Here is a 26512-nt window from a genome sequence, read left to right as displayed (position 1 = left end):
TACTCCTTAAAATATAGTAGTTTAAAAAAGAAAAAGGCTGCCGGAGCAACCAATCTTGATGGAAAGCACCTGTTAGCTTACAAGAAAAGTTACTTTTTAGAAAGCTCTTTTAACCAATTGTCATTCCATTGAAAATATAATTCATTATTGTCCGTTTGTGTAAACAACGATTTAGGATAAGGTAAAGCAAGTTCAGGCATATTAATTGGATTAAAATACTGAAGCTCAACAGTTTCATTATCTACTGGACTCAGCTCACCACTTTGAATATCACAATCAAACATAAAAACGTTATACTCTACTCTATGACCGTTGGGATATTGGTAACGGAACTCTTTTCCACCAAATACCCCTATTAACTTACTAGGAATAACATATAATCCTGTCTCTTCCCACACTTCACGGACAACAGCTTGTGCAGGTGCTTCGCCAATTTCTATCGCTCCAGCTGGGAGGCTCCATTTCTCACCATTTCCTTTGTTCATTAATAGAATTTCTCCCAATTCGTTTCGTATAATTCCTGCAACACCAGGCATAAAAATTAATTCACTGCCAACTTTTTCTCGAAGTTTTTTATAATAGTTTGACATTCCCACTTTGTTTGCCACCTTAATAGAAATATTTCCATTACGAATTCTATAGGATGTTTAAATTTTCCTGCCTTTCTTATTCTAAACTTACCAGTTACTGATTAAATAAAAAGTCACCCTGTAGGCCAAACCTAAGGTGACTATTTCTTAAATGTTCAGTTACCTTTCTACGCCATGTGTGCCGCAATGAACCTGGTTTTCCAACCTAATCATTTCAATTTATACCCTTATTACTTTTAACCTAAGTTTAAAAATCAAAATGGTCACTCTTTGCTAGCAATCGATTTTGCTACTTTTGCAGCCATACTCCTTGGAAGGAATTTTGCAGCTATTGTACCCACTTTATTAAATCCACCTGTAACCACGACCCGCTTTCCTTTTAACATCGCATCATATGCCTGGTTGGCAACAATATCTGAATTCATGGCCCGGCTAAACATTTTTGTTCCCTCAACATTAGCAACTGCACCAAAGTTCGTTTTAGTAGGGCCTGGACAAAGTGTTGTAACTGTTATTTGAGTGTCAGATAGTTCTTCCACAAGTGCTTCAGAGAACGACAGCACAAATGCTTTTGTTGCATAATAAACCGCCATTAAAGGGCCTGGTTGGAATGCAGCCGTACTTGCTACATTCAAGATTTTTCCACTGTTTTTTTGTTTCATTTTTTGTAAAACGTAATAGGTTAACTCTGTTAAAGCTACTATATTTAACTGAATCATATTCACTTGTTGTTGAATATCTAGCACATCAAAATGACCTAATAACCCAAATCCTGCGTTATTTACCAAAACATCAATCGTGATCCCTTGTTTTTCAACAAGATCAAACACTTCTTTTGCTGCATTTGGTGTACTTAAATCGATAGAAATAATCGTCACAGCAATGGTAGGAAATGACCGTTTGATTTCCTCCATTTTTTGCTTATTCCTTGCAACTAATACGAGGTTATAGCCATCATTTGCAAACAATTTAACAAATTCATACCCTAATCCACTCGTTGCTCCTGTAATTAAAGCTGTTTTCGACATCTTAAGTTCCTCCAAATTTTTCAGATAGTATGAATGTTTAAATAGGTAAGCATATGAACATATAATATAGAAGATAATGGTAACTGTCCATTTGCGGTATTTGGTAAAGGGATTTCTTTGTTCATTTTGAACGGGACCTCGCCTCTCATAAGGCCGCTGGTATTTTGTTTATTTTTTACTGTAAAAGAAACGATTAAAAAAGGTAGTCACAAAAGGTCATACTAATCGACCATTTGAAACTACCTTTATTCATGTCCTAAAAATTGCTTCTATTCCTACTTTAATCTAATTTTTTCATCTCCAAGATTAATACATGAGATTGTTCATCTGCTTTAATAAGAATATCCTCCTCAACAATTTCCATGGCATCTCTTGCACGTAATGCAATGTTATTGACAGCTGAGCTTCCTTCAATTTGCACCATATATGCCTGTCTTCCTTCATTTACTGAAAAGCTAATTTCCTTATCTTTTTCAAGTTCTAAGGCATATATGTTCATATCTTGATTTATTTTTATTGGCGCCGGGCCTTCTTTACTTGAAACCATGTGGAGCAATTGATTGTTTCGTTCATCCCAATTAAATCGATAGTCACCATAATTTGGCTCATAGCCTACCTTATCAGGCATGATCCATATTTGTAAAAATCTCGCGGTATTTTCACCTAAATTATGCTCGCTATGAAGCACTCCTGTTCCGGCACTCATATATTGAACCTGGCCTCGTGTAAGCGTGTTTTTATTTCCCATACTATCTCCGTGTGTGAGTTCACCATCAACAACATAAGATATGATCTCCATATTTTTATGTGGATGTGTATCAAATCCAGTGCCAGAATCAATCAGATCATCGTTTATCACTCGTAGTTTACCAAAATTAATATTTTCTGGATTATAGTACTCTGCAAATGAGAAATGGAAAATACTTCTCAACCACCCTAAATTACTTCTACCCATGTTTTTGTTATCTACTTTTTTCAGCATCTATATCTCTCCTTTTAAGTGAATGGAATGTTGAAGTTATCGTGAAATCTCAAATTAAATTATCTTGAAGTTGAGATAATAATATAATAATTAGTTCATTTTGTCAAAAATTAAATCGTTGCCTGACCCCAAGTTAGAGTGTAGGGGTCGGGCAACATTTTTTTCGCAAATGAAATAGACCTTTTCGCAAATGAAATGGCTATTTTCGCAATTGAACCCCGTCTTATTGCAAATAAACCTTCTTGATACGCAAATAAAGGTAACTTTTCACATAAATAGGCTCTTTTATAGCAAACCTCAATCGTTGAAAAATTGATTTATAGTAAAAAACACTATAGAAGTAAGTACATTCCCTTTTCGATTGAACTGCTAACGTAAGTTTAATAAGGACTAAGATACATGCGTAGCCAAAAAAAGCCCAGTAAAACTGAGCTTTTGATAACCTAAACTTCGAAAAATAGCCAAGATTTGTTACATTAATTTATTTGCGATTTCTTGTGTCTATTTAAGTTTTGTGTTGGTAAATTGAACCTATTATGTTTTTATAGATGATTTTATTCACGTTTTGCTGTTGAAGTATCCAACTCAACTTAACTCGACTTTCCAGGCATTACTTTTCTCATCAATGTACTGTTCAAATCACTTGATTTCCAATAGGCTATTCCCGTTGCTACCAATAGTAAGACGCCCGTTATCGCAAATACACTTTGCACTGGAAATATCCCTCCAATATAGCCTCCGATCATTGGGCCGATCATCCCACCAATTTGATTAGAGGTTTGGCTTAATCCGAATGCTCTTCCTCGGAAATCCTCCGGTGTTGATTTTACAACGAGACCATTTAATGCAGGATAAACCGCACAGAAAAAGATCCCGTAAACAAAACGGATAATGGAAAATCCCAAAATATGACCGAATACAATTTGAGCTAGGGTACCAATTCCACCACCAAGTAATCCAATAACTAGTACTCTATGAAATCCCACTTTATCTGCTTTCTTTCCCCATAATGGAGCAAACAATGCACTTGCTATCCCAGGTAGTGAGAATACCATTCCAGCTAAAAAAGAAGTATTTTCAGTTGAACCGCCTAGTTTTACAATATATAAAGGTAATACTGGCTCGATCGTCATGATCGAACAGGAAGTTACCACCGTTAAAATAAGTACCAACATTAACGGTCGATTGGACCACGCCACGATAAGATCATGCCGAACAGAGCCACGTTCCTTGCTTGGAGTGAAATTCTCTTCTATTACCCAAAAAATAATGAGCAGTGTCGCGATTAATACAAAAATTCCAGCACTTGCAAATGCCCATCTATTTCCAACTAAATCAGCCATTCCTCCCCCTAGTAACGGGCCAAGAATACTTCCTGAAGCCGTTGCAGTAGAGATCAGGGAAAGCGCATATCCTAATTTTTCATTTGGCGTATTGGTTCCAATTAAGGCGATCGCCCCTGGAATAAATCCACTTAATAACCCTTGTAAGATTCGTAAAACTAATATCTGATACGGATTCGTTACAAAAGCCATCAACGTATAAATGACAAATAGAACAAAGCCTGCTCGGATAATCATTGGCTTTCTTCCGTATTTATCGGCTACCCTTCCCCAGAATGGCGCAGCAATCGCTCCGGCAAAAAAAGCGGCGCTAAATAACAGTCCTGACCACATTTCCGTATGTTCGTGAACGCCAATTTGCAAGAGAAATAGAGGTAAAAAAGGGATAACCATAGAAAAGCTTGCTGCTGTAAAAAAGCAACCAATCCATAGTACCCATAAATTACGTTTCCAGGTCACCATGTTGCCCGCCCTCCCCATGTATCAACAATAAGGATAAATTCTTCTTCATCATCAATGAAATACAATTATTTAATTATTCCATACTATCACAGGATTATTTTATTTTCATTCCCGAAATATTAGACTATCGAAAAAAGTTAGGACCGGCCTGTAAAACCCCCCTATTTACCGTTTCGTCATAAAATAAATGATTACCTGGGGGTAGGCAATTTAGTGAGAGAAACAATTTAGTGGATTATCAAAATAGGAATCTGTTACCATTTTGTTCATAACTTTCTTACAGCTTTGTGAATAAATGAACAATCTACTCTCAATTAAAGATAAAAGAATTATAATAACAATGTAATCAAGTTACTAATAAAACATTTTCTAAAGGGGTGCTTTATATGTTTAATCAATTTTTAAGAGAAAATAAAGTCTCTGCCGCAATTTTAACTGTCTTACGTTTATACCTTGGATATGAATGGTTAACTGCAGGTTTCCACAAACTTACTGGTGGCGGATTTGATGCAGCTGGTTTCCTAAAAGGTGCAATTGCGAACCCGGTTAAAGGTCCTGATGGCAGTATCGTTTACGCGACATATGTTGGGTTCTTAAAACACTTCGCTCTTCCAAATGCTCACCTTTTCAATACCATTATACCTTTAGGTGAATTCCTTGTTGGACTCGGATTAATTCTTGGATGCTTAACAACAGCGGCTGCGTTCTTCGCACTCGTGATGAACTTCTCTTACGTAATGGCGGGCACAGTTTCTAGCAATCCACTTGATATTTTACTAGGCGTTATCATTCTAGCAGCAGGTTACAACGCTGGGCGTATCGGCTTAGACCGCTGGGTAATCCCATTCATTCGTAAAATGACTGCAATAGATAACAAAACCGCATCTAAAATAATTGCTTAACGTAAAAGAACCTCACTCTTGAAATTTCAGGAGTGAGGTTCTTTTTATTTCTGGAACGTCTTGTTGTATGGAAAAAATCACTGGAATCAACCGGGTCAGGCACTATCCTTGTCGAATCATTTCCATTATTTCCTCTTCCTCAAGCTCCGTCATTTTAGCAATTTCTTTTAGCGCAATCCCCTTTTCCGCCATCTTTCGTACAAGTTGAGTAATTCCCTCTTTTATTCCTTCTTCTTTCCCCGCTAGACGTTCACCCATTAGGTTTGAAAGTTGATCCCGTAGAAATTTCATTCGAGATTCGTACAGCACCTTATTTTCTTGATTAGAACTAAGACTTTCCCATTCAAACATGGCTTAACGTATTTCTTGTTCATTCATTGAAAACTCCTCCAATTCATGAAAGATCTCCTTATTCACACCTTTTTTCCGGTAATCGGCAGCGGTAAGCCAACATCAGCCAAGGTAACTCCGTTGGAGAATGTTCCTTCATCTCCCGCCTGTATTTTTTCCATTTTACCATAAATTGTGATAGATCAATCGCATGGATTTCTAAATGTGGGCTCCATATGAAATGCTCTTTGTCTACTGTTAGATGGAATACAGCGTGAAAGTTATCGGTTTCTTGAGGGAATAGCGGATAGTTAAGGATAGAAATCATAATGGATGGGGAAAGCTCCGAATAATTTTGACCTGAGGAAAGTGAGGAAGAAAAAAGGCGTGCCCAATAATAAAGTACTCTTTCTGGCATATCTAATTGGTTAATCATTTGAATTTCAATATTAATTCTTTCTCCACTTGAGGTAAATACAATTTCTAGTACATAATAAAAGTACCTCGCTCAAGAAACTATATGAGTGAGGTACTTTTTTTGTTCAGATAGAGAAAGGTCGCTGCTATTTGCTTTTAATTAATCCTCCATAAATAATCTTGCATAATATAAAGACTCTTCATCAAGATTATGTTGTTCTTTCAAATTCTTTAAGTCTTCTTTTTGCTTGTCATTTACAACTTGAAAGGTTCCAGAGACATTTGGTGTCCTAACTTCATTTTTCTTCATAATATCTCCTTTCGTTTGCATTTTAATATTTGAAAAATTACTTAGAAATAATATCAGTAAATGCGCCTTTCATTTATTGTGGTGTACCGGTAAGGAGCCTCTCCCTATCCGCGCGAACTGACTGTTTACCCACGGAAATGCATAATTTACCCGCAAACTTCATCGGATCTCTAGATTAATGTCAGTTTTGTGATTAGCAAGGTAATAGATCATCTTGCTTTTTCTAATATATAGGTGAATATCCTCTCTCAAAGGCAAATTTTCAGCATTCTTTTACAGTTCATTCACTTTTACCCGCGCACTAATGCAGTTTACCCGCGGGAATTGACTCCTTACCCGCACGTTTTTCTAGTTTACCCGCGAAAAAACATAATTTACCCGCCAACTTCATCAAAACCTTTGCTTAATGTCAGTTTTGTGATTAGCAAGGTAATAGATCATCTTGTTTTTTCTAATATATAGATTAAGCCCATATAATTGTGTAAAAAGAATAGGTCATCATCATGGCCCGTGTTACAATGTTTTCGACCAAGAAAACCATAAACGGAGGACATGATGATGACCCAAATCAATATTACTATAAATTTAGAAGATCTCAAAGGGAAAATTGAAAGCAGCTCTCTAGAATCACCTGTGAAAGCTTCATTATCTCTTATTTTGAATTCCTTAATGGAGAAAGAAAGAGACGAATATATTAATGCTCTTTCCCATGAAAGAACAGAAGAACGCAGAGGCTACAGAAATGGTTTTTATGAGCGTGAGCTCATTACTGGCGTTGGATCTCTAAAGTTAAAGGTTCCTCGTACTAGGGACGGTGAATTCTCTACAACTATCTTTGAAAAATACAAACGCTGCGACCAAGCACTTATCCTTTCCATGATTGAAATGGTTGTGAATGGTGTTTCTACACGTAAAGTGACTAAAATTGTAGAAGAATTATGTGGGACAAGTGTATCTAAATCACTTGTTTCCAATCTCATCAAAACAGTAGACCCAATAATTAACGACTGGAGAAACCGTCCACTTAACGTGCATTACTACCCGTATATTTACGTAGATGCCATGTACATTAAAGTTCGTGAGAACAATAAAGTAGTTTCTAAAAGTGTTCATATTGCCATTGGGGTAAGTGAAAGTGGACACAGAGAGATTATTGGCCTAAAAGTCAATCACACTGAATCCACTGATAGCTGGACATCCTTCTTTGAGTATCTAAAGTCCAGAGGACTTCAATCCCCTAAGTTGGTGATTTCTGATGCTCATGGCGGCTTAGTCACATCCATTAAAGAATCATTCTTAGGTACTTCTTGGCAGAGGTGTAGTGTTCATTTTTTAAGAAACATCATGGATACCCTGCCAAAGAAAGGTACTGCCGAAGCTCGTCAAGAACTGAAGGACCTTTTTCAAAACTCAGATATAGATGTTGTAAGGGAATTGAAAAATCGTTTTGTAGAGAAGTATCAAGATACGAAAGGCTTTTCAAAAGCGATTGAAACTTTAGAAAATGGGTTTGAAGACGCTATCCAATTTCATTCCCACCCGGTCCAGTATCATAAACACTTACGCACAACGAACATGCTTGAACGCTTAAACCAAGAGGTTCGCAGAAGAGAAAAAGTTATTCGGATCTTTACGAATGATCAGTCGGCTATCAGGATTATTGGTTCAGTATTAATAGATATTGAAGAAGATTGGAATAAAAATAATGTTCCTTATCTTAAGAAAACAAAAGAAAAGTAATAATAACACTCTATCCAAAATGAGTGGAAAGGCCTAATTTCAAATTGACATTGAGCCTCCAGCGGGCATGATGGAAAGCCAGGAAGCCAGGCGTCTAACAACACCTGGCTTGCCCTCCAGGCTATCATGCCCGCCCCTCAATGTAAATTTTAAATAAATGTAGCTCACTTTACGAATTCTTTTTTATAAGTTGAAAATCATTGTTTACACTTTTACACAATTAAATGGACTTGACTAATATATAGATGAATATCCTCTCTCAAAGGCAAACTTTCAGTATTCTTTTACAGTTGATTCACTTTTACCCGCGCACTAATGCAGTTTACCCGCGGAATTGACTCCTTACCCGCTCGTTTCTCAAGTTTACCCGCGAAAAAACATGATTTACCCGCCAACTTCACCAAATCTGCGGAAAATTCCACTCAAATAAACTAAAAAACACCAGTGCATTATTACACACACTGATGCTAATTTTTTAATTAGAACCCCTGATTGTGTTGCTTATTAGGTAGCTTACGGCTTTGATTTTCTTTACTTTGGCGCTTTTTATTTTGCTCATCTTTTTTTTGTTTTTCATGTAGATTTTCAACAAATTCATGGGTATTCTCCATTATTTACCCCTCCTTTTTTGTTACTTTAACCCTTTGAACTTTAAAACATGCACCCATTTTGAACCTTTTTTCTAGACTTAGCCTCCATCATTTAACGCTAATGCTGAAGGATGACGACAATGTTTCTCCTGGTTGAATTAGGACAAGTTCTCCTTTTTTATTCAGCTCATTTGTCAAAGCCATCCACGGCTCAACACAAATGAAATCCTGATCTTTTTCCGTCCATAAGACAATATATTTAAATACATCACTATAAGTCAGGACAATTTCTTTCTTCATTTCTGGCAAAGTAAAGCTAATTTCCTTTTTGACTGCATCAAGCAAAACCAGTGATTCTTTCTTTCCAGTTAAATCAATGCTTCCTTCTATCTTTTCTGTTTGCATATTATTATAATCCAGATATGTTTTAGCATCCGTCTGATATGTCAGGTTTTCGGATGTTGTTTTAAAATAAGGATGAAAGCCGGAGTAAATCGGCATTGGAGCCTCCGAATGATTGCTGTATTCCTGGTTTATTGTTAATTTATTACCACTTAATATGTAAGTAAAAGTCACTTCAAATTCAAATGGATGGAATTCCATTGTTTCATTATTACTTTTTAGCTTAATAGTGATGGAAGCATCATTTTCATTTTGGCTTGTTTCAGTAACCTCCCAGGGGAGATTTCTGGCAAAACCATGGTTCCTCATCTTGTAGACTTTGCCATTCCATTCATATTCTCCGTTTTCAAGCTGACCTGAAATTGGAAAAAGAATCGGGATCCCGCCTCTAATATTTTTTTCAGGATTATCCAGGGTTTCTTTATTTAGAAAAAGAACTTCTTCACCCTCGACCCCAAAGCCAATAATAATCCCTCCTCTTTCTGGAACCACCTTCACCCAAGAATTTGATTTTGCGTCGTTCAACTCATATACATGGTATTGATTATCGCTATATACCTTTACTCCATACATTTTATCCATACATCCTTTCATTACTTAATATTGTTAGCATTTCATTATTATACCTAACTAGGATTTTGAAAAGATAAACAGTCGGTTCAAATCAAATCTCTAATAATAACTGTGACCCTCGAGTTCCATTAAAGGTTAAGCTTTCCTAGATCCCCTTCATTCGTAAAATAAAATTTAAAAAGAAAAAAGCAGCTCTAAAAGTTATTGTTTAACGCCAAAGAACCTCACTCTATAAATTTAAGAAGTGAGGTTCTTTTTTATTCAGATATTAGTATGCATTATTGAAGATAACTTAGAGGGAAAGTAGACACTATTTAAAATGAAAATAGCTGCCGAAAACTCGACAGCTTCACTTATTTCACTTTTTTAAAACACGGCAGATATTCTCTGCGGCAAAGGCTAAATTAGCTTCACCCAATTCAAGTGCTTCTTCTAAAGAGGTAACCCCTTTTAAGATTCCAATTATTGCAGTAAATCCATGATCATATAGAGGCTCAATACCTTTACCGATTCTTCCTGCAAAAGCAATCACTGGAATAGAATACTTCTGTGCGATGGTAGCGACCCCATATGGTGTCTTTCCAAATAATGTTTGGCCATCAATGCTACCCTCTCCTGTAAAAACAAAATCCGCACCCTTGACCCGTTCCTCAAGTCCGGTATATTCAATAACAAGTTCAACGCCTTTTTTTAGGTGAGCATTTAGAAAGGCCATTAACCCTGCACCAAGACCACCTGCTGATCCAGCACCTTCCAGATAGGCAATCTCTTTGCCTAGTTCTTGCTTAATTACCTCAGCAAAATGAGCTAAATTATGGTCTAGAAATTCCACCAATTCAGGAGTTGCTCCTTTTTGAGGACCAAATATCGCTGATGCACCGTTTTCCCCAATAAGCGGATTTGTAACATCACAAGCAACATCAATTTTCACCATTTTTATTCTTTCATCCAATCCACTTAAGTCGATCGAATCCAAACGGTTTAAAGAGCCTCCCCCAAATGGAAGTTCTTCTCCGTTCTTATCTTTAAAAGAGACACCAAGTGCCTGGAGCATTCCTGCTCCCCCATCATTTGTAGCACTACCACCAATTCCAATTAAAATTCGACTGACACCCTTGTTAAGTGCATGTTTGATTAGTTCACCAGTACCATAGGTTGTTGTCACTAACGGATCGCGGTGCTCTGGTTTTATTAATTCTAAGCCACTTGCACTTGCCATCTCAATAACAGCGGTTTGCCCTTCACCCAACAGACCATATTCCGCGATAACTTTCTCACCTAATGGTCCAAGTACTTCGGTTTTGATGATTTCCCCATTCGTCATACTAACTAAAGATTCTACCGTACCTTCGCCGCCGTCCGCCATCGGAACAATCACACATTCAGCGTCAGGAAAAATGGACAATATTCCTTTTTCCATAGCAAGGGCAGCATTTTTGGCCGTCATACTCTCCTTAAATGAATCGGGCGCTAATACAAATTTCATCCTGATCTGTCCTTTACAATTAGAATCACAGGGACGGTTCTCTTGCTTTTATTTTGAATGTTTTGCGAATACTCACGCTACCAAGTACTTTCCCTGCACCGGTATTTCCATTGCTTTTCTTTAGAATAACATTAATGCCTGCTTCATATATATATATATTTATCCAGAAAGAAAAGGTATTACTAACCAACCATTCCTTTGATTTTTTAAAATTTGATCGATCAGGATTGATACCTTCCGACCCTCGTATTTCCTAAATCTGATCGATTCAGTGATACCTTTGAAGTTGAGCGCTTTTTAAGGAAGTAATAAAGATTTCCGATACACAGCCCGATAAACATGTACATCAATCCCCCGAAAAGCCCGTAAATGATTGTGCCCGTTGCCGCGGTAAGAATACCAAAAACGACTTGATCTTTATCCTTAGCCGGTGAAGTTGGCAGATCAGTGAGCATAAAAAATCCAAAGAAGATAGTAGCATTGATAAATGGCGCCCTCAGTGCGTCCACTGCATCTCCTATATTGAAATGCCCCATTAAGAACAATAGTAGAAAAGAAGTTCCCAAAAACGAAAAAACCTGAGGATATTTATTTATTCGAGTGGTAATTTTGTACCCGCCAACTAATAGAAACAAAATGGTCCATGTTGGAAGGTCGCCGAATGCTCCCCACCAGCTTTGTTCCGTATGAAAGAATGGAACGGATAAAAGGAGTCCAAAGGCTGCTGGATTAAAGATTGGTTTCTTCCTATAGACTAAAAGATGCTTGGACAGTATCGCAATAACGGAAGTAACTGCTACGATGCCGAATGAAGATGTTGTACCAAGGATAAGCGAAATGATTAACCCTGTAATAATTGCACCATCCGGCATACTCCATGTTCTTTTTTTTATGACATTAAAAATAATATCCACGATGATTGAAACAAGAACGGCAACAGAGGCATTTAGGATACCATTTATATCTTTGGACCCAATTGAGGCAATAAGGAGAAATGAGAGCATCGCAAGTGTCACATAGCCTTTTGGTGTTTTAAGCCATTTCTTTGTTGTCATTTATATTCCTCCTACTCTAACAATTTGTAACTCGGATGTAATGAAAATTCCCTTAAGACCAGCGTTTTCAATTAATTCTTTCCCTTTTTCACTACCAAGTAAAAACGCAGCCGTTGAAAAAGCGTCTGCCATCATCGCAAATGGAGCAACAACACTGCTGCTGACCCAATCATTGGGTGAATGCTTCGTTTTTGGATTGATGATATGGTGCATTCCAGGAACTTTTGCGTTCCTGCGCTCGTAACTTCCGGACGTACAAATGGCTTCATTTATGATTTCAATTTCTTCAATAAGTTGATCCTTTTTCTCAGGATGCTGAATACCAATCTTCCAAGGAAGCCCATTTGGATCTACTCCACCAGCGAATAGATCCCCACCAGCATTGACGATAAATCCTTTAAAATCTTTCAACTCATTTGCCGCTAAATCGATAGCAAATCCTTTAGCAACTGCTCCTAAATCAACCACAAGTGGTTTGTTTAAATTTAATGTGTGGGATTGCTCATCTAAAATAATATCTCGATATGTGACGGAATCAGCAGCAAGGTTTTCATTGAATTTTCCTGTTAAATAATGGCGATTGTATCCTTGCTCCTCCATGGTTTTTCCAATGGTAGGATCAAATTCACCATCCGTTAATTTGGCGATTTCCAATGCAAACTTCAGTGGCTCATATAAAAAAGGACTTATCCAAACTGAATCCTCTGCGATTCGGCAGGCATTCATTAATTCACTTTCAGGGCTAAAGCGGCTGCAAGCCTGTTCTACTTTTCGGAATGCCTCGAATGCCCGGTCCATCTTTGACTCTGCCTCTTCAATTGATTCTGTTTCCCGAATGACGACTTGTATATCAACAACTGTATCCATAAATAATTTAGTTTTTCTCATTATTCCCCCTTAGGCATTTTGGGCTTGAGAAATAGCTTCTTGGACGGCATCTTGAAATGCTTCAGTACTGTAAGTTGCCCCTGATACATTCCTTACTTGGGAGCTTTGATTTTGTATAACTTCATTGGGCAGCCCAACTACATCCCTTTCAGAATAATGCATGTCAAAATTACTAATCTCAACATCCGTTATTTTGTCGTTTTTTATCGTTACGGCAACTTCAATCGACCCACGTCGATTTCCCCCCATGCCTGTGAACGTCCCATCTTTATAAAGACGTTTTGTTTGGTTGCTTTTTGGTAAGACAATGCTTGATTTATCTATTTTTGCTTGGTTACTATTTGATGAAATAATGCTTGAATTATTCCCTTTTGCTTGGTTATTATTTGAAGTAACAGTGCTTGAACTATCCCCTATCGCTTGATTGCTAACTTGGGCTTGATAGTGCGAATCGACTTTTGTTGCCTGAGCTTCCGTAGAAATAAATCCTGCGGAGTAAACTGCTGCAACGGCTGTTGAACATAAAATTACCCACTTTTTATCCATTTTCGCCATAATAAAATCCTCCTAATTCCTTTTGCTCAGCATTTGTAACCACCGTTACTAACATGAGTATAGTTAAATACTTTTAAGATTTCCTTAAGAAATGATTCTTGCCTATTATTTATAAAAATTAGCTCATTCTATTTGCTTTGGGGCATATGGGTTCTACGGACAGTGCGCGATCTTTTCGAATCAAAAAAAAAAAAAAAGGCATAGATTCATCTCCCAATACATTGTAGGGATGGATCTATGCCTAGTCCTAACAAAACTGTTGTTTCGTTTTAAAGATTGTAAATGGAAAGGACTTTCAGCTATTATTAATAACACTTCTCCATAAATAAAAAATGTGATTCTATTCCTGCTAGTTTTCCCGTTTTGTACCCTTTATAGCCAAGCTTTTCATAGAATGAGATATTTTTAGAATTGATACTTGCTGTAAATAATTCAAATCGGACATTTCCAAATATAGTCTCAATTTCTTTCATTAGCTCTTTCCCAATACCTCTATTTTGACAGTTAGGATGCACCATTAATCTACTGATGTAACAGGTTCCATCTTTTTCAAACGCCCTAACTGATCCAATAATTTCTATTCAGTGTACATACTTCAAAATGATGTTGCTATCAAATGCTTCTTTCACATCTTCCACAGTTTGTGTCAATGGTTGGATTTCATAACCTTCGAGTTCAGCTACACTATTGAACCTCTCATGACTGAAGTCACGAGATTCCTAAGTACAAAAACCTTTTGGTTTCTAATTGATTAGGCGAACCCCGCAGTTCCTGCGGTTAAAAGTCTTATCGCTTCGTTTTTAAGATTTTGTGCAGCATTTATGTCCCTTTGGTGATGTGCGCCACAGGGACAGTCCCATTCGCGCAAATCAAGATTTTTGACGTCCTTATTTTTATTTCCACATTTTGAACATAATTGACTGCTGGCAAAGTTTTGTGCCACAACTACAAGTTGTTTGCTGTACCATTTGGCTTTATATTCAAGCATGGTTCTGAATTGTGACCACGAAACGTCGCTGATTGATTTTGCTAAATGGTGATTTTTAAGCATATTACTTACGGACAAATTTTCTATCCCGATCACGTCGTGGTTTTTGACTATTCCGGTTGAAACCTTGTCCAAGTAATCTTTTCTAGCATTCACGATACTTTCATGAATCCGAGCTACTTTTATCTTTTGCTTTTGGTAATTTTTTGCCTCTGAAAGAGGGCGATTATGTTTTTTAGCCATTTCCCGCCTTCTTGACAATATATACTGGGCCTTTGCTAATTTTTCTTCTACTGTTCGATAGAATTTAGGATTAGGATAGGGAGTTTCATCTGACAGAATCGCAAATTCTTTCAGTCCTAAATCCACCCCAATTATGGAATTGGTTTTCGGCCATTCTTCTTGTACATCTTTTTCTACGACGATAGAGATAAAGTATTTACCAGAAGGGTTATGCCGAATAGTGGCATTGAGAATCCGGCCATCAACTTCCCGGCTTTTGGCAAAGCGAACCATCCCTAGTTTCGGTAATTTGATGTGTTTGTCCAAAACAGCAATATTCCAATTCGTATGTTTAGTGGTGTAGGATTGTGCTTTATTTCTTTTTGACTTAAATTTGGGTGGATGGTTTTGCTTCTTGTAGTAGCGTTTATAGGAGTCATTTAAATTTTCTACGGATTTTTGGAGTGAAATACTATCCACTTCTTTTAAAAAGGGGTAATACTTCTTTAATTCACAGATGGCTTTGATGGAATCGTATTTATTAAAGAAATCACCTTTCCAGTTATTATCTGGCAGCTGGCCATTTTGTTTCATTTCTTCAACTATGTACCAATAGGCATCTTTCTCTTTTTGTTTGTTAAGGAAGAAGTTAAACACAAAACGAGTACACCCAATGGTTTTGTTAATCAAAATGATTTGAGATTTGTTAGGGTAAAGTCGAAATTTATAGGATTTATTGATAAGAATTAATATCACCTCCTCAAACAAATTATAGCACGTATGTTCGTAATAAGCAACAAAAAATAGTCGATTCATCTCACGACTGAAGTCACAAGTGTTCTCGACCAATCATAAAGGCCAATTTCTGCAAAGATAATAATTCTTGTGCATCTGATACGATTGCTCTCTCTATGTATTTCATATCTATAACCCCTCTCAACAACCAATTACATTTATAGATAACTACTTCATCTAATAAATTCATAGGTATTGATCTCCAGCGTTCATTTAAAAATGTTTCGCCAAAATCACTCTCGGTGCATTTTAATAAATCTTTTTGTTATCAATCACTCTATTCTGTTTTAAAAGCTACTGCCTCTATTTCCACAACTGCATCCTTCGGCAGCTTTGCCACTTGTACGGCTGAGCGTGCAGGTGCATTATTAGAAAAATAAGTCTCGTAGACAGCATTCATTTTTAGGAAATCATTCATATCTTTGAGAAAAACTGTAGTTTTAATTACATTTTCCATAGATGAACCAGCGGATTCTAAAACCGCTTTCACATTTTCCAACGATTGCCTGGTTGCTGCTTCAATATCACTTACGATTTCATCTTTTTGTGGATCGATAGGAAGTTGACCAGAAGTAAATACTAAATTCCCAAATTGAATACCTTGAGAGTAAGGCCCGATAGCTTTTGGTGCATTTTCTGTTGCAATAACTTTTTTATCCATGATAGTTCCTCCTTTTCTTCCATACCCACTTCTACATTTTTCATTTTTCGGTATGGCAGCTCTTCCCTTAAGCATTTCAGCCAATTGCTCCTTAGAGCGTAGTTTCTCTTTCTACCTAATCACGATCTTCCAAAAAGCAGGCGCAATGTCGAGGCACTGCGCCCTAAAACTTATTTTTTATTCTTCTATTGGTTTTAAACGGCAAAGGAAGTGTCTCAAAATCTTAGGCTCATATGTAAAATCGAGACCCTTGATTTGATCACGTCTATTCCAAATAGTAACTAATGCATCAACTACAACATCCATATGCCGATCAGTGTAAACTCTGCGCGGAATGGTTAGACGCATAAATTCTACTCCGGCAGCTTTCTGCTCTCCAGTTTGAGGATCACGCCCTAACAATAATGAACCAACCTCAACTGGTCTAACACCGGCTTCGATATATAATTCATTGCAAAGAGCTTGGGCAGGGAACTGCTCAGCAGGTATATGAGGAAGAAATTTCCCTGCATCCACAAACACCGCATGCCCTCCCACAGGCCATTGAATAGGAATACCATTTTTAACAAGTTCATCACCAAGGTATTGAACCTGACCAATCCGGCTTTCAAGGTATTCAAAATCAAGACCTTCCTTAAGGCCCACTGCAAGTGCTTCCATGTCACGTCCAGACAATCCCCCGTAGGTAATAAAGCCTTCCATTGGAACACAAGATGCACTTGCGGCAGCAAAAACATCTGCTTCATTCTTTATTGCAATCAATCCACCCATATTAACAATTGCATCCTTCTTTGCACTCATTGTTAGATAATCGCCCATTGCATACATTTCAGTAACAATTTCTTTAATGCTCTTATCCGCATAGCCTGCTTCGCGTTTTTTAATGAAATAGGCATTTTCTGCAAACCGAGCTGAATCAAAGTTAATTTTAATTCCGTATTTATCCGCAATGTTTTTTACACCTTTGACATTTTCCATAGATACCGGCTGTCCACCTGAGGAATTACAAGTAACAGTTACAATAATAAATGCAATATTTTCAGCGCCTTTATCTTTGATAAAGTTTTCAAGACGATCCAAGTCAAAATTCCCTTTAAATGGATGTTCTTTTTGTGTATCGAATGCATCATCAATAACGAGATTGACAGGAACCGCACCGTTTAGTTCAATCCATGCCATAGTGGTATCAAAATGCATATTACCAAGGACATATTGTCCTTTTTCCTTTATAAGATGCGGGAAGAGTACTTGTTCTGCACCACGACCTTGATGAGTAGGGATTGTGTAATTATAGTCAAAAATGTCCTTAACTGCGTCTTTTACTTTGTAAAAAGATTTACTGCCGGCATATGCTTCATCACCAATCATCATAGCAGACCATTGTTTATCACTCATAGCACCTGTTCCGCTGTCAGTTAACAAGTCAATATATACATCTTCTGATTTTAATGCAAAAGGATTATATCCAGCTTCTTTTAATGCTTCTATCCTTTCTTCTCTTGATATCATACGGATAGGTTCAACCATCTTAATACGGAACGGTTCTGCCATTCTTGTCATGTGAATTCCTCCTTGAAATTATAATTACTCCTTAGAACAGTCAAAAACACTTTAAAGCTACAGTTTATGGGTATTGTTATGATTTTCTGATTTACTCAGTAAAGATTTTTTTAATTTAAAGCCAGCCCAAAGAATGAGCAACCAAATAGGTAAAATATAAACAGCCATTTTCATATCGTCAATTTGAGTCATTAAAACTACTATCATGGCCATAAAAGCTAAACAAACGTAGTTTGAAACTGGGTGCCATGGAGTTTTAAATTCAATATTTTGACTAGCTTTAGCTTTCCAGAATTTAAGATTTACAATTATAATAGTTACCCAGCTAATAACCGCGGCAATAACAGCTACAGAAATTAGATACATAAATACTTTTCCTGGAATCAAATAGTTTAAAATAACAGCTACTAGTGTAAGAGCTGATGATACTAGAACACCCGCAACAGGGGTACCATCTTTACTTAATTTAGTGAACAATTTAGGTGCATTACCCTGTTTAGCTAAGCTATATAGCATTCGTGCATTACTGTAAATACCACTGTTATAAACGGAAAGTGCTGCAGTTAAAACTACTATATTTAATATTACTGCTGCTGATGTGATACCCATTTTCGAGAAGATTTGAACAAATGGGCTTCCATTCATACCTACCTTATTCCATGGATAGATGATCATCATTACTGCCAATGCACCGACATAGAAAATAAGGATTCGCCACATTACCTGGTTAATAGCTTTAGGTATTGTCTTCTTGGGATTTTCAGCCTCACCTGCAGTGATACCAATAAGCTCAATACCACCAAAAGAAAACATAACGATCACCAGAGACAACAAGAAATTCCATAAACCATTTGGCATAAATCCACCGTGAGACCAAAGGTTACTAAAACCAGTTGCATTACCGCCTAAACCAGTAAAAATTATGATTGTGCCAAGAATAATCATTCCAATTATTGCAACTACCTTGATAATAGCAAACCAAAATTCAAATTCACCATATAGCTTTACATGTACTAGATTAGCCAATGTAATCAGTACAAGAAATACTAATGCGGATACCCAATGAGGTACATTCGGCCACCAATAGTTAATATAAATTCCTACAGCAGTTAACTCAGCCATACTAACTACAATATAATTAAACCAATAATTCCAACCTGATAAAAAGCCCGCAAACTCGCCCCAATACTTATTAGCATAATGACTAAAGGACCCTGAAACCGGTTCATCTACAGACATTTCACCCAGCATTCTCATAATTAAAAATATTGCTATCCCGCCAATTAAATAAGATAGCATAATTCCAGGTCCAGCTAGTTTAATAGCTCCTGCAGATCCGTAGAATAAGCCCGTTCCTATTGCGCCACCCAGAGCAATCATCTGAATGTGTCTGTTCTTGAGTCCTCTTTGTAAGTCATTGTTATGTTGACCCATATAAACCCCCCTTTAAAAATTGTTTTTTAGGCCTCACCCTATTACAAATGCAATTTCCATGCCAAATTTAAGTATCCGAAAAGAGTGAATATTCAAAGCATTATGTAATAAGTGATTAAAAAAAGTGACAAATTTTTCTGTCACTGATAGAAAAACTTGTCACTTATCTTTATACCTAAAGCATTCATCTTGTTTAATATAGTGGTGTTAGAAACGCCTAAGACCCTTCCTGCTTTCCGAGAAGATTTATGCTCTTTTAAAACATGCAGTAGTACTTGTTGTTCAACTTGAGCTACTATTTCTTTTAAGCTAGGAAATTGTTTATCCAACGGTATTTTTAAATTTAATTCTTCATCATATTTTTTTTCTGCTTTTACAATAGGTATTGTTAAATCTGTCCAGGCATAAAAGTGTTGGGGGGTTATTTCTTGTTCATCTATCATATTAATAACACGTTCCAGAACATTCTCTAATTGTCTGACATTTCCTGGCCATTCCTGAACTTTTAGCAGTTCTATGCTTTCCTTAGTTAAACGCGCTTCTCTTTTTCTTAATTTTCCAGATATTTTCCTTACAAGATGTTGAGCTATAGGCTGAATATCATCGACCCGTTCCCTTAAAGGAAATAATGTCAATGGAATAACGTTTAATCTATAATAGAGATCTTCCCTAAAAAGATCTTTCTTTATCATGTCCTCTAGGTTTCGATGTGTTGCAGTAATTATCCTTACATTTACCTGAATTTCATTGGTTCCTCCTACCCTACGGATAGCCCCCTCCTGGAGCACCCTTAACAAGCGTACCTGAACAGATGGTGAAATTTCCCCGATTTCATCTAAAAAAATGGTGCCATTGTCAGCTTGTTCAAAAATGCCTTTTTTACCTCCCTTTAATGCTCCTGTAAATGCACCTTCTACGTAACCGAATAATTCACTTTCCAATAAAGTATCAGGTAAAGCACCACAGTTAATAGCAATAAAAGGGGCATTAGCTCTATTTCCTTCCATATGTATGGATCTCGCAAAAAGCTCCTTTCCGGTTCCACTCTCGCCTCTCAGAATGATCGTTGAATTACCACGTGCAACCGTTCTAGCCGTCTCAATTAAATACCTCATTTTAGAACTTTGATAAATGATATCATCAAAAGTCGTTAAGCCGCTTTTAATATCTACCTTTGAAATAATTTCTTCCACATCTTTAAAGTCTTTTATTGTTGCAACTGCCCCAATCACGCTTCCTTTTGGATCAAGGATTGGATCACTACTAGTAAGAATTCTAATTAATTTTTGATTTCTTTTTATTTTTCTCTCTATCAATCTATATGGACGCCCTGTTGAGAGTGTATCGAGAATGGGTGGGTTCATATCAAACAGTTCATCAGCTCTTAGCCCTAAAGCTTCCTCTCTTGTGCAGTCAAAAATTTGACAGGCCAATTTGTTTATATGTTTTATTTTACCATTATCATCGATTGCAACGACGCCCTCACTTATTGCATTGAGAATAGTGTTTAGGTTATGTTCTCTAGATTCATAAGGCATATGGCTCCTAAATGAAATTTCAATTACACCATTAACTCCCTTTAAATCTTGTAGAAACATAGATTTGCGTTCCTCGCTAACACGAAGTTTAATAAACATTCCTTGATCAGGACTTACCTCCATGCTAACTTTATCTATATCATTCTTCTCACAAACTTCAAATATTTCGTATCCTAAACCCGCCCTGTCCTCAAAATCAATTTTAATTATTATTTCATTTAGATTCATTTGGTTCTCCTAAAAGAAAATTTTTTAGACTATGAATACCTTAAACAAAGAATTTTCACCAAAAATAAAATGCATTTCAAAATAGAGCCTCCCATTTTTAGGATAGCGTATATTAAGACTTTGGTTCTTTCATACAAAAAGAATATGCGATGTTTCGAATACCATTATTCACCATCAATAATTATCTAGTTCAACTAACCAGCTAGTTGGTGCGATCGAACCTTATCTTTACCTAATTCAAGGTAGATAAAAGTATATTTCAATTTTAATTATACAGAATAATTAGTATAATCGTCTCAATTATTGAGAAATTATACCTTTTTTTCAACTACTTAGCATTTAGCTTTTTTCTATATGGTTAATTTGATTGCTAAGGTACTAATTCTATTTTTGTTTTCTCCCGATGATTAAGATTTTTTATTTCAAAAATGTACCCATATAACATAAAGTAGGCATTTTATAAATACATTTAAATCGGAGGTGAAAAGGATGCCGAGAGCAAAATATAGATCATCTGATGTTGATCTGATGGCAAGGATGATGAGAGCAGAAGCCGAAGGTGAAGGAAAATTGGGAATGTTGCTTGTAGGGAATGTAATAGTTAATCGTCTAAAAGCAGATTGTTTAGACTTTAAAGGATTAAGGACAGTTCCTCAAGTAATTTTTCAAGTACAAGGAGGAAATTATTCTTTTGAAGCTGTTCAAAAAGGAAATGTGTTTTACCAAGGTCCGAGAAGTAGAGAGAAAAGATTAGCAAAACAAACCTTAGATTACTGGAGACAATTTCCGGCTAAACATTCCTTATGGTATTTTAATCCTCATGCTCCATGTCCACCTACATGGTATGATCAACCGGCTGCAGGGCAATATAAACAGCATTGTTATTATGAGCCGAAAGAATGTCCTAGTGCATATAGTTGGTAAAAAAACGCCTCCCCACAATTTGTGGGATTTTTTATATTTTTCTTTATGGTCCCATTATTTTCAATGCGATTATTGCTTTTCTCCATGGCCATGTTAAATAATATTGTTGATATTTATAAAAATTAAAGAGCATCAAAACTGATGCTCTTTATAATGTTAGCCCCAATAATTCTTTAAGTAGGTTTGGATGTTTTTCTTTCGATAGATATAACATCATTTTCTTTTTGTTTTTGTCAGGTTCTTGAAATTGGATACTACCATCTTTGAAAAAAATCATACCAAACACCCTATCATCCATATGTTCAGGGCCCAATAAAAAAACCAGATAACTTGGACGATGATTTTTCTCTTTGGATCTTTCATTAAAATCTTTACTTGGGGACTTGACGACCTCCATTTTATTAACTTTATTTAACAACTCACGAATCTTTTTCTTATCATTAATAGCTGTTTCTTTTTCTTCAGAAGTACTTCCATTTTTGTCAATCGGTTGTATATGCAAAGAGGTATAATCATTGATGTTGGGTATATTCATCACAATACTCTTACTATGTTCTTCCTTGTTTACACAACCACTTAGGAAAATAATGATAATCATTATATATAATAAAATCCTAATACCTTTCAATACCATCCCTCCTTTTTAAAAATACGCTTTTAGTTTTTTTACATTATTTATAATTAATGGTAAATCACATACAATTTTTTTACAAGCAAAACTTAGTAAATAAACTAAAATCATAAAAAGGTATATACTATTGCAAAAATGCCAAACAATATCAGCAAAATCCCAAACAAAAATATCCCTGTTACATATTCAAATATGGTAAAGAAGAGAAGGGCTACCTTTCTTATCTTACTTGGCTCTTCAGATAGGATTTTTAAGTTATCCACAACTTCATAAAAGCTAAGTGAACTTAGGCCAAATCCAACAATAACACAACTAATTCCTATGTATAAAAATGTCATAATTTATTTTCTCCGATTATTATTTAAGGTTAATGTATGACCCGCAAGTTATCCATGAAGCCGAGCTTCACAACAGAATATCTAATCAATACTCTAATGTATACTTTTTAAAATGTTTAAAAGAATATTCTTTTTTCCCTTTATCCATATATCATAAGCAAGATTATTTTTATTTGCAGGTACAACAGCATGTATTTCATTCCATGTTTCATTATTATTAGAATCGGCAGGATTACTTCGTTTGAGAGTAAACAGTTTACCTTTGCCAAGACTTACATCTATATCTTCTGTATTCAATATTTCACTATGGTTTGGCAGAGTAGAATTGTAATCACCATAATACCCAACCAAAGTGATTCCACCAACTGGCTTTTTATTTTCGTCATCAAAAAATAGTTCATTTTCGTTTCCTCTTTTTGACCAGTTTGATGGAAAAGTAATAGTAAGTTTATTAAGATTTATGTTATTGCTATTTTCTACTGGAATATTCGACTTGGCAACCGCAGTATGGTTTGTGGAATTTGTCTTAGAATTAGGGTTCTTTGAATCAGTTGTAGAGGCATGGCTATTTTTATTCATAGATGTTTGGGTGTGTTTTTTTGATTTACTTTTCTCGAGTGAAGTTGTTCTTTCTTGGCTACAACTTACCAAAGCTAAAGCCACTATAATAAATATAGTAAATATGTTTTTCAATAATTACCCCCCTTTTGAAATAGAATTAGCCCATATATATTTTACTATATATTGGATAAATAGCCGATAATTTATTTACTCTTAAATTTAATTTGAATAAAGGATGAAAAAGCGTAATTTTATATTTTAATAATGCGATTTTTCACAACAAAGGCAACATTTTCTCTTTAAAAAGGGGACATCTTATAAAACTAACCTGCTTACGTTAGTAAAGAAAAAAGGATTGCCGAAGCAATCCTTTTTTAAACACGAGTTCTAGATTCCTTGTGCAAGCTCTCGCTTAACTTGCTTAAACCTCAGATAACTCACTATACGCCAAACATAAATGTTTACTACAAGGACGGTAGAAGTTTAATTCTGTATATGAAGTACCCGGAAATCGGACAGGCTTTGGCTGCTGAACAGGCTAACAAACGTAAGCATAGAAATCGCTAAAGTGTAATTAATGCACCTTTACGTATGTTCATATGTTTTTTCCTTAAAAAGCGCTAAAACGTCAACATATTAATTCATTGATTTTCCATACCCTTTTCAAAATACTAAAAAACGATGAGATTTATATTGTAAAAACACTTAAATTTGATTTTCGTAAATGTATATTGTAATTATTTTAACAAAGAAAGATAAAGTGAAAGTACTTAAACTGGCTACAGATGGATCGGAGCTGTTTTAGAAATAGCAAAGTTGAAGTGGGGTTAAAACTTAATAAGCGTTCCTTATGTTTCTTTAGATCCAGAATATATATAATGGTTTTTGTTAAACATAAAGAATTCCTTTTCTTTAGTGAAACCAATTTTCTCTGCCACACGAATTGATGGAATATTTCTTGGGTCAATAATACTTATCAACTTATTTAAACCTAATTGATTAAAGCCATATTCCTTGCACCCTCTAGCTGCTTCTGAAGCAAATCCATTTGACCAATACTTTTTATTGATATGGTAGCCAATTTCAACCTCTGTTATATCATCTACATTTTGTTTAACTAGCCCGCAATCGCCTATTAATTCGTTCGTTTCCTTCAAACAGATTCCCCATAATCCATAGCCATCTTCTTGATATCTTTCTTGGTTTTTTTTAATCCAGTTTTGAGTTTGTTCAAAGCTTAATGGTGCTGGGTAATATTTCATTGTTTCAACATCTGAAAAAATAGGTAAAAGAATACGTGTATCCTCTTCTTTATATTGTCTCAAATATAACCTCTCAGTTTTCAAAACAATCATAACTCTAACCCCCTTCACTTATTTCGATATCTTGTTGTTTCATTCAATTCTTGGCTTTTTCAAAAAATAATCAGTTATACTGGAAGCTCAAATAGAGCTACTTAAAAGTAGAAAAGATAAAGGATTTCATTTACTTTGGCAATTCAATTGCCTTCAGTTCCCCTTCAACAATTCCATCTTTAAAAATGGCTCTTTTCTAAAAGGTTGTTGCTTTTAAGAGATTATGTTTCCCCCGATTTTTTTGAGAAGGATATCAAAATCTATGCCATAACATCTATTCAAATTTATATCGTCCAAACCCAGGAACTTATTGACCAAATTAGGAAGGTTATCGACCAAATCCAGTGTTATATCAACAATTTAAAAGGGATATCGACAATTCAAATTTATATCGACGAAATCCAGGAACTTATCGAACAAATTTAAAAGGATATCAACAATTCAACAAATTTGATTGTACACAAAGAAGGCCTTAATCAACTTGCCTGCCTAATAGTACAACATAAAAAGGCACTAATCCTTCTTGGATTAATGCTACCGTTTGTTGAAGAGAATCATTTTATTTTTTTCCTAAGAATGGTAAATCCGAAAAAGCTGAACCTAGTGATATTGCTAGAGGCAAAAATAAAATCTTATAAAAATTTATTTCTGAGGGTTTTTTAAAATAATAAAAAATAAAAGCAAAACAACTAATTAGAATAAAACTAATAATAAATTTATATAACCTTTTTCTGATCTCTACCCATTTTAATTTTCTTAAATTTATTATTGATAAAGTACCGAAATAAAAAAGAAATAAAAAAAGAAAAATGACATAACCAATTACAAATTTAGTGGCAAATGAATTATCAATGTTCTTATATACGATAAATAATGTAATTATCAAACCTACTATAGCTAACACATACATAAAGATTGTGAAAATATTTTTCTTCATTTAATTATCACCAAGGGTTTTATAATTTATTAGGCACTTTTTTAAGAGGTTGTTGCTTTTAAGAAATTGTATTTCCCCCGATGTTTTTTGAGTAGGATATCAAAAATCTGTATCATATCATCAATCGAGAAGGATTTCGAGAATATCGATTATCAAATCAACACTCTGAGAAGGTTATCAACCAAATCCAGTGCTATACGACATAAAAGAATCAGTTCTGTTCTTAAACTCCCTACCTTTTGGAAAAAAGCGCCTCCACTTAGTGGAAACGCTCCGTTGAATAAGCACTTACTCTAGTTGGAATTTATGCCAATCATTTTCTGGTATTACTCTGTTGAAATAATCAATAGGCCTGACTTTGTTGCCAGCTATGCTAAAAGTTATTATCTCTTCCGTATACGGCGGGTTATGTGGGCCATAGAAACATACAACTTGAACTGTTACGTTAATTAAATCAATGTTCTGTTTGTCCTGCTTTATCTCTAATATTTTCTCTTTACCCCTAAACCAATCTCTCCCTACTATAAAGAGAATTGGTTCCTGCAATTGCTTAATTAACACTTCTTCCAACACGTCTTGAGGTAATTCAGTAGCTTTTGAAGAATTGGGTGATAATACTGCCATAAAACATAAAAATAGTAATACTGATAATAGCTTTTTCAATTAACCACCAACTCAGTATTTGAT

The 26512-nt window shown here is 35.6% G+C and carries 28 protein-coding genes; 3 read left to right on the top strand and 25 right to left on the bottom strand.

Translation table 11 applies throughout. The features are described from left to right. Positions 1–89: 89 nt before the first annotated feature. From RCG20_RS19160 to RCG20_RS19145, 4 genes are all read right to left on the bottom strand, one after another. The gene (locus tag RCG20_RS19160) at positions 90–596 is read right to left on the bottom strand and encodes an NUDIX hydrolase (protein ID WP_308181731.1); all 507 of its coding nucleotides are present in this window, start codon (positions 594–596) and stop codon (positions 90–92) included. Positions 597–853: 257 nt separating this feature from the next. Then, entirely contained in the window at positions 854–1618 is a 765-nt protein-coding gene (locus RCG20_RS19155; protein ID WP_308181730.1) for an SDR family NAD(P)-dependent oxidoreductase, read from the bottom strand. Between the two features lie 280 nt (positions 1619–1898). After that, on the bottom strand, positions 1899–2600 hold the full coding sequence (locus tag RCG20_RS19150; protein ID WP_308181729.1) for a pirin family protein: 702 nt from the start codon (positions 2598–2600) through the stop codon (positions 1899–1901). A gap of 590 nt (positions 2601–3190) precedes the next feature. Continuing rightward, positions 3191–4405: an MFS transporter gene (locus tag RCG20_RS19145; RefSeq protein ID WP_308181728.1), complete on the bottom strand. Its 1215-nt coding sequence runs from the start codon at positions 4403–4405 to the stop codon at positions 3191–3193. A 386-nt stretch (positions 4406–4791) separates the two neighbouring features. Between RCG20_RS19145 and RCG20_RS19140 the strand changes: the two genes are divergently transcribed. Next, a complete protein-coding gene (locus RCG20_RS19140; protein ID WP_308181727.1) occupies positions 4792–5307 on the top strand; it encodes a DoxX family membrane protein in 516 nt (171 codons plus the stop codon). Positions 5308–5409: 102 nt separating this feature from the next. On the opposite strand, the gene RCG20_RS19135 is transcribed toward RCG20_RS19140, so the two are convergent. The 3 genes from RCG20_RS19135 to RCG20_RS19125 all read right to left on the bottom strand — a co-directional run bounded on the left by RCG20_RS19135 (position 5410) and on the right by RCG20_RS19125 (position 6364). Next, complete coding sequence (locus RCG20_RS19135) at positions 5410–5598, bottom strand: hypothetical protein (RefSeq protein WP_308181726.1); 189 nt, start codon at positions 5596–5598, stop codon at positions 5410–5412. Between the two features lie 118 nt (positions 5599–5716). Further along, on the bottom strand, positions 5717–6073 hold the full coding sequence (locus RCG20_RS19130; RefSeq protein WP_308181725.1) for a PD-(D/E)XK nuclease family transposase: 357 nt from the start codon (positions 6071–6073) through the stop codon (positions 5717–5719). A gap of 141 nt (positions 6074–6214) precedes the next feature. Next, positions 6215–6364, bottom strand: coding sequence for a hypothetical protein (locus tag RCG20_RS19125; RefSeq protein ID WP_308181724.1), 150 nt, complete (start codon positions 6362–6364; stop codon positions 6215–6217). A 558-nt stretch (positions 6365–6922) separates the two neighbouring features. Here RCG20_RS19125 and RCG20_RS19120 point away from each other — a divergent pair. Further along, positions 6923–8104, top strand: coding sequence for an IS256 family transposase (locus RCG20_RS19120; RefSeq protein WP_308184279.1), 1182 nt, complete (start codon positions 6923–6925; stop codon positions 8102–8104). Positions 8105–8583: 479 nt separating this feature from the next. Here RCG20_RS19120 and RCG20_RS19115 read toward each other — a convergent pair whose 3' ends face one another. The 12 genes from RCG20_RS19115 to RCG20_RS19060 form a co-directional block, all read right to left on the bottom strand. After that, positions 8584–8715 carry a DUF4023 domain-containing protein gene (locus RCG20_RS19115; protein WP_308181723.1) on the bottom strand — a complete coding sequence of 44 codons (132 nt, stop codon included), beginning with the start codon at positions 8713–8715 and terminating at the stop codon, positions 8584–8586. Between the two features lie 87 nt (positions 8716–8802). Next, positions 8803–9669, bottom strand: a complete 867-nt coding sequence (locus RCG20_RS19110; protein WP_308181722.1) for an aldose epimerase family protein — start codon at positions 9667–9669, stop codon at positions 8803–8805. 358 nt (positions 9670–10027) lie between these two features. Next, complete coding sequence (locus RCG20_RS19105) at positions 10028–11155, bottom strand: glycerate kinase (RefSeq protein WP_308181721.1); 1128 nt, start codon at positions 11153–11155, stop codon at positions 10028–10030. A 221-nt stretch (positions 11156–11376) separates the two neighbouring features. After that, the gene (locus RCG20_RS19100) at positions 11377–12210 is read right to left on the bottom strand and encodes an RnfABCDGE type electron transport complex subunit D (RefSeq protein ID WP_308181720.1); all 834 of its coding nucleotides are present in this window, start codon (positions 12208–12210) and stop codon (positions 11377–11379) included. Further along, the gene (locus RCG20_RS19095; protein WP_308181719.1) at positions 12211–13098 is read right to left on the bottom strand and encodes an FAD:protein FMN transferase; all 888 of its coding nucleotides are present in this window, start codon (positions 13096–13098) and stop codon (positions 12211–12213) included. A 9-nt stretch (positions 13099–13107) separates the two neighbouring features. Then, positions 13108–13653, bottom strand: coding sequence for an FMN-binding protein (locus RCG20_RS19090; protein WP_308181718.1), 546 nt, complete (start codon positions 13651–13653; stop codon positions 13108–13110). A 305-nt stretch (positions 13654–13958) separates the two neighbouring features. Beyond that, positions 13959–14171: a GNAT family N-acetyltransferase gene (locus RCG20_RS19085; RefSeq protein WP_308181717.1), complete on the bottom strand. Its 213-nt coding sequence runs from the start codon at positions 14169–14171 to the stop codon at positions 13959–13961. 233 nt (positions 14172–14404) lie between these two features. Next, positions 14405–15610 (bottom strand): IS200/IS605 family element RNA-guided endonuclease TnpB, encoded by a 1206-nt coding sequence (tnpB, locus tag RCG20_RS19080; RefSeq protein ID WP_308184400.1) that lies wholly within the window; start codon positions 15608–15610, stop codon positions 14405–14407. 325 nt (positions 15611–15935) lie between these two features. Then, positions 15936–16319, bottom strand: a complete 384-nt coding sequence (locus RCG20_RS19075; protein WP_308181716.1) for a RidA family protein — start codon at positions 16317–16319, stop codon at positions 15936–15938. 177 nt (positions 16320–16496) lie between these two features. Further along, positions 16497–17879: a tryptophanase gene (locus tag RCG20_RS19070; RefSeq protein ID WP_308181715.1), complete on the bottom strand. Its 1383-nt coding sequence runs from the start codon at positions 17877–17879 to the stop codon at positions 16497–16499. Between the two features lie 57 nt (positions 17880–17936). Next, positions 17937–19313: an amino acid permease gene (locus RCG20_RS19065; protein ID WP_308181714.1), complete on the bottom strand. Its 1377-nt coding sequence runs from the start codon at positions 19311–19313 to the stop codon at positions 17937–17939. 140 nt (positions 19314–19453) lie between these two features. Then, entirely contained in the window at positions 19454–21079 is a 1626-nt protein-coding gene (locus tag RCG20_RS19060; RefSeq protein ID WP_308181713.1) for a sigma-54 interaction domain-containing protein, read from the bottom strand. 489 nt (positions 21080–21568) lie between these two features. On the opposite strand from RCG20_RS19060, the gene RCG20_RS19055 reads away from it, so the two are divergent. Then, positions 21569–22003 (top strand): cell wall hydrolase, encoded by a 435-nt coding sequence (locus RCG20_RS19055; protein WP_308181712.1) that lies wholly within the window; start codon positions 21569–21571, stop codon positions 22001–22003. Positions 22004–22151: 148 nt separating this feature from the next. Here RCG20_RS19055 and RCG20_RS19050 read toward each other — a convergent pair whose 3' ends face one another. The 6 genes from RCG20_RS19050 to RCG20_RS19025 all read right to left on the bottom strand — a co-directional run bounded on the left by RCG20_RS19050 (position 22152) and on the right by RCG20_RS19025 (position 26488). Then, positions 22152–22631: a hypothetical protein gene (locus RCG20_RS19050; RefSeq protein ID WP_308181711.1), complete on the bottom strand. Its 480-nt coding sequence runs from the start codon at positions 22629–22631 to the stop codon at positions 22152–22154. Between the two features lie 110 nt (positions 22632–22741). Further along, positions 22742–22972, bottom strand: a complete 231-nt coding sequence (locus RCG20_RS19045) for a hypothetical protein (RefSeq protein ID WP_308181710.1) — start codon at positions 22970–22972, stop codon at positions 22742–22744. Positions 22973–23065: 93 nt separating this feature from the next. Next, complete coding sequence (locus RCG20_RS19040) at positions 23066–23665, bottom strand: hypothetical protein (RefSeq protein WP_308181709.1); 600 nt, start codon at positions 23663–23665, stop codon at positions 23066–23068. A 716-nt stretch (positions 23666–24381) separates the two neighbouring features. Then, the gene (locus RCG20_RS19035; protein ID WP_308181708.1) at positions 24382–24888 is read right to left on the bottom strand and encodes a GNAT family N-acetyltransferase; all 507 of its coding nucleotides are present in this window, start codon (positions 24886–24888) and stop codon (positions 24382–24384) included. 559 nt (positions 24889–25447) lie between these two features. Then, on the bottom strand, positions 25448–25825 hold the full coding sequence (locus tag RCG20_RS19030) for a hypothetical protein (RefSeq protein WP_308181707.1): 378 nt from the start codon (positions 25823–25825) through the stop codon (positions 25448–25450). Between the two features lie 288 nt (positions 25826–26113). Continuing rightward, a complete protein-coding gene (locus tag RCG20_RS19025; RefSeq protein WP_308181706.1) occupies positions 26114–26488 on the bottom strand; it encodes a DUF3888 domain-containing protein in 375 nt (124 codons plus the stop codon). Between the last annotated feature and the right edge of the window lie 24 nt (positions 26489–26512).

This window comes from Neobacillus sp. PS3-40 (genome assembly GCF_030915485.1).
Taxonomy (GTDB): Bacteria; Bacillota; Bacilli; order Bacillales; family Cytobacillaceae; genus JAUZPL01.
This window is presented reverse-complemented; position numbering and strand designations above follow the sequence as displayed.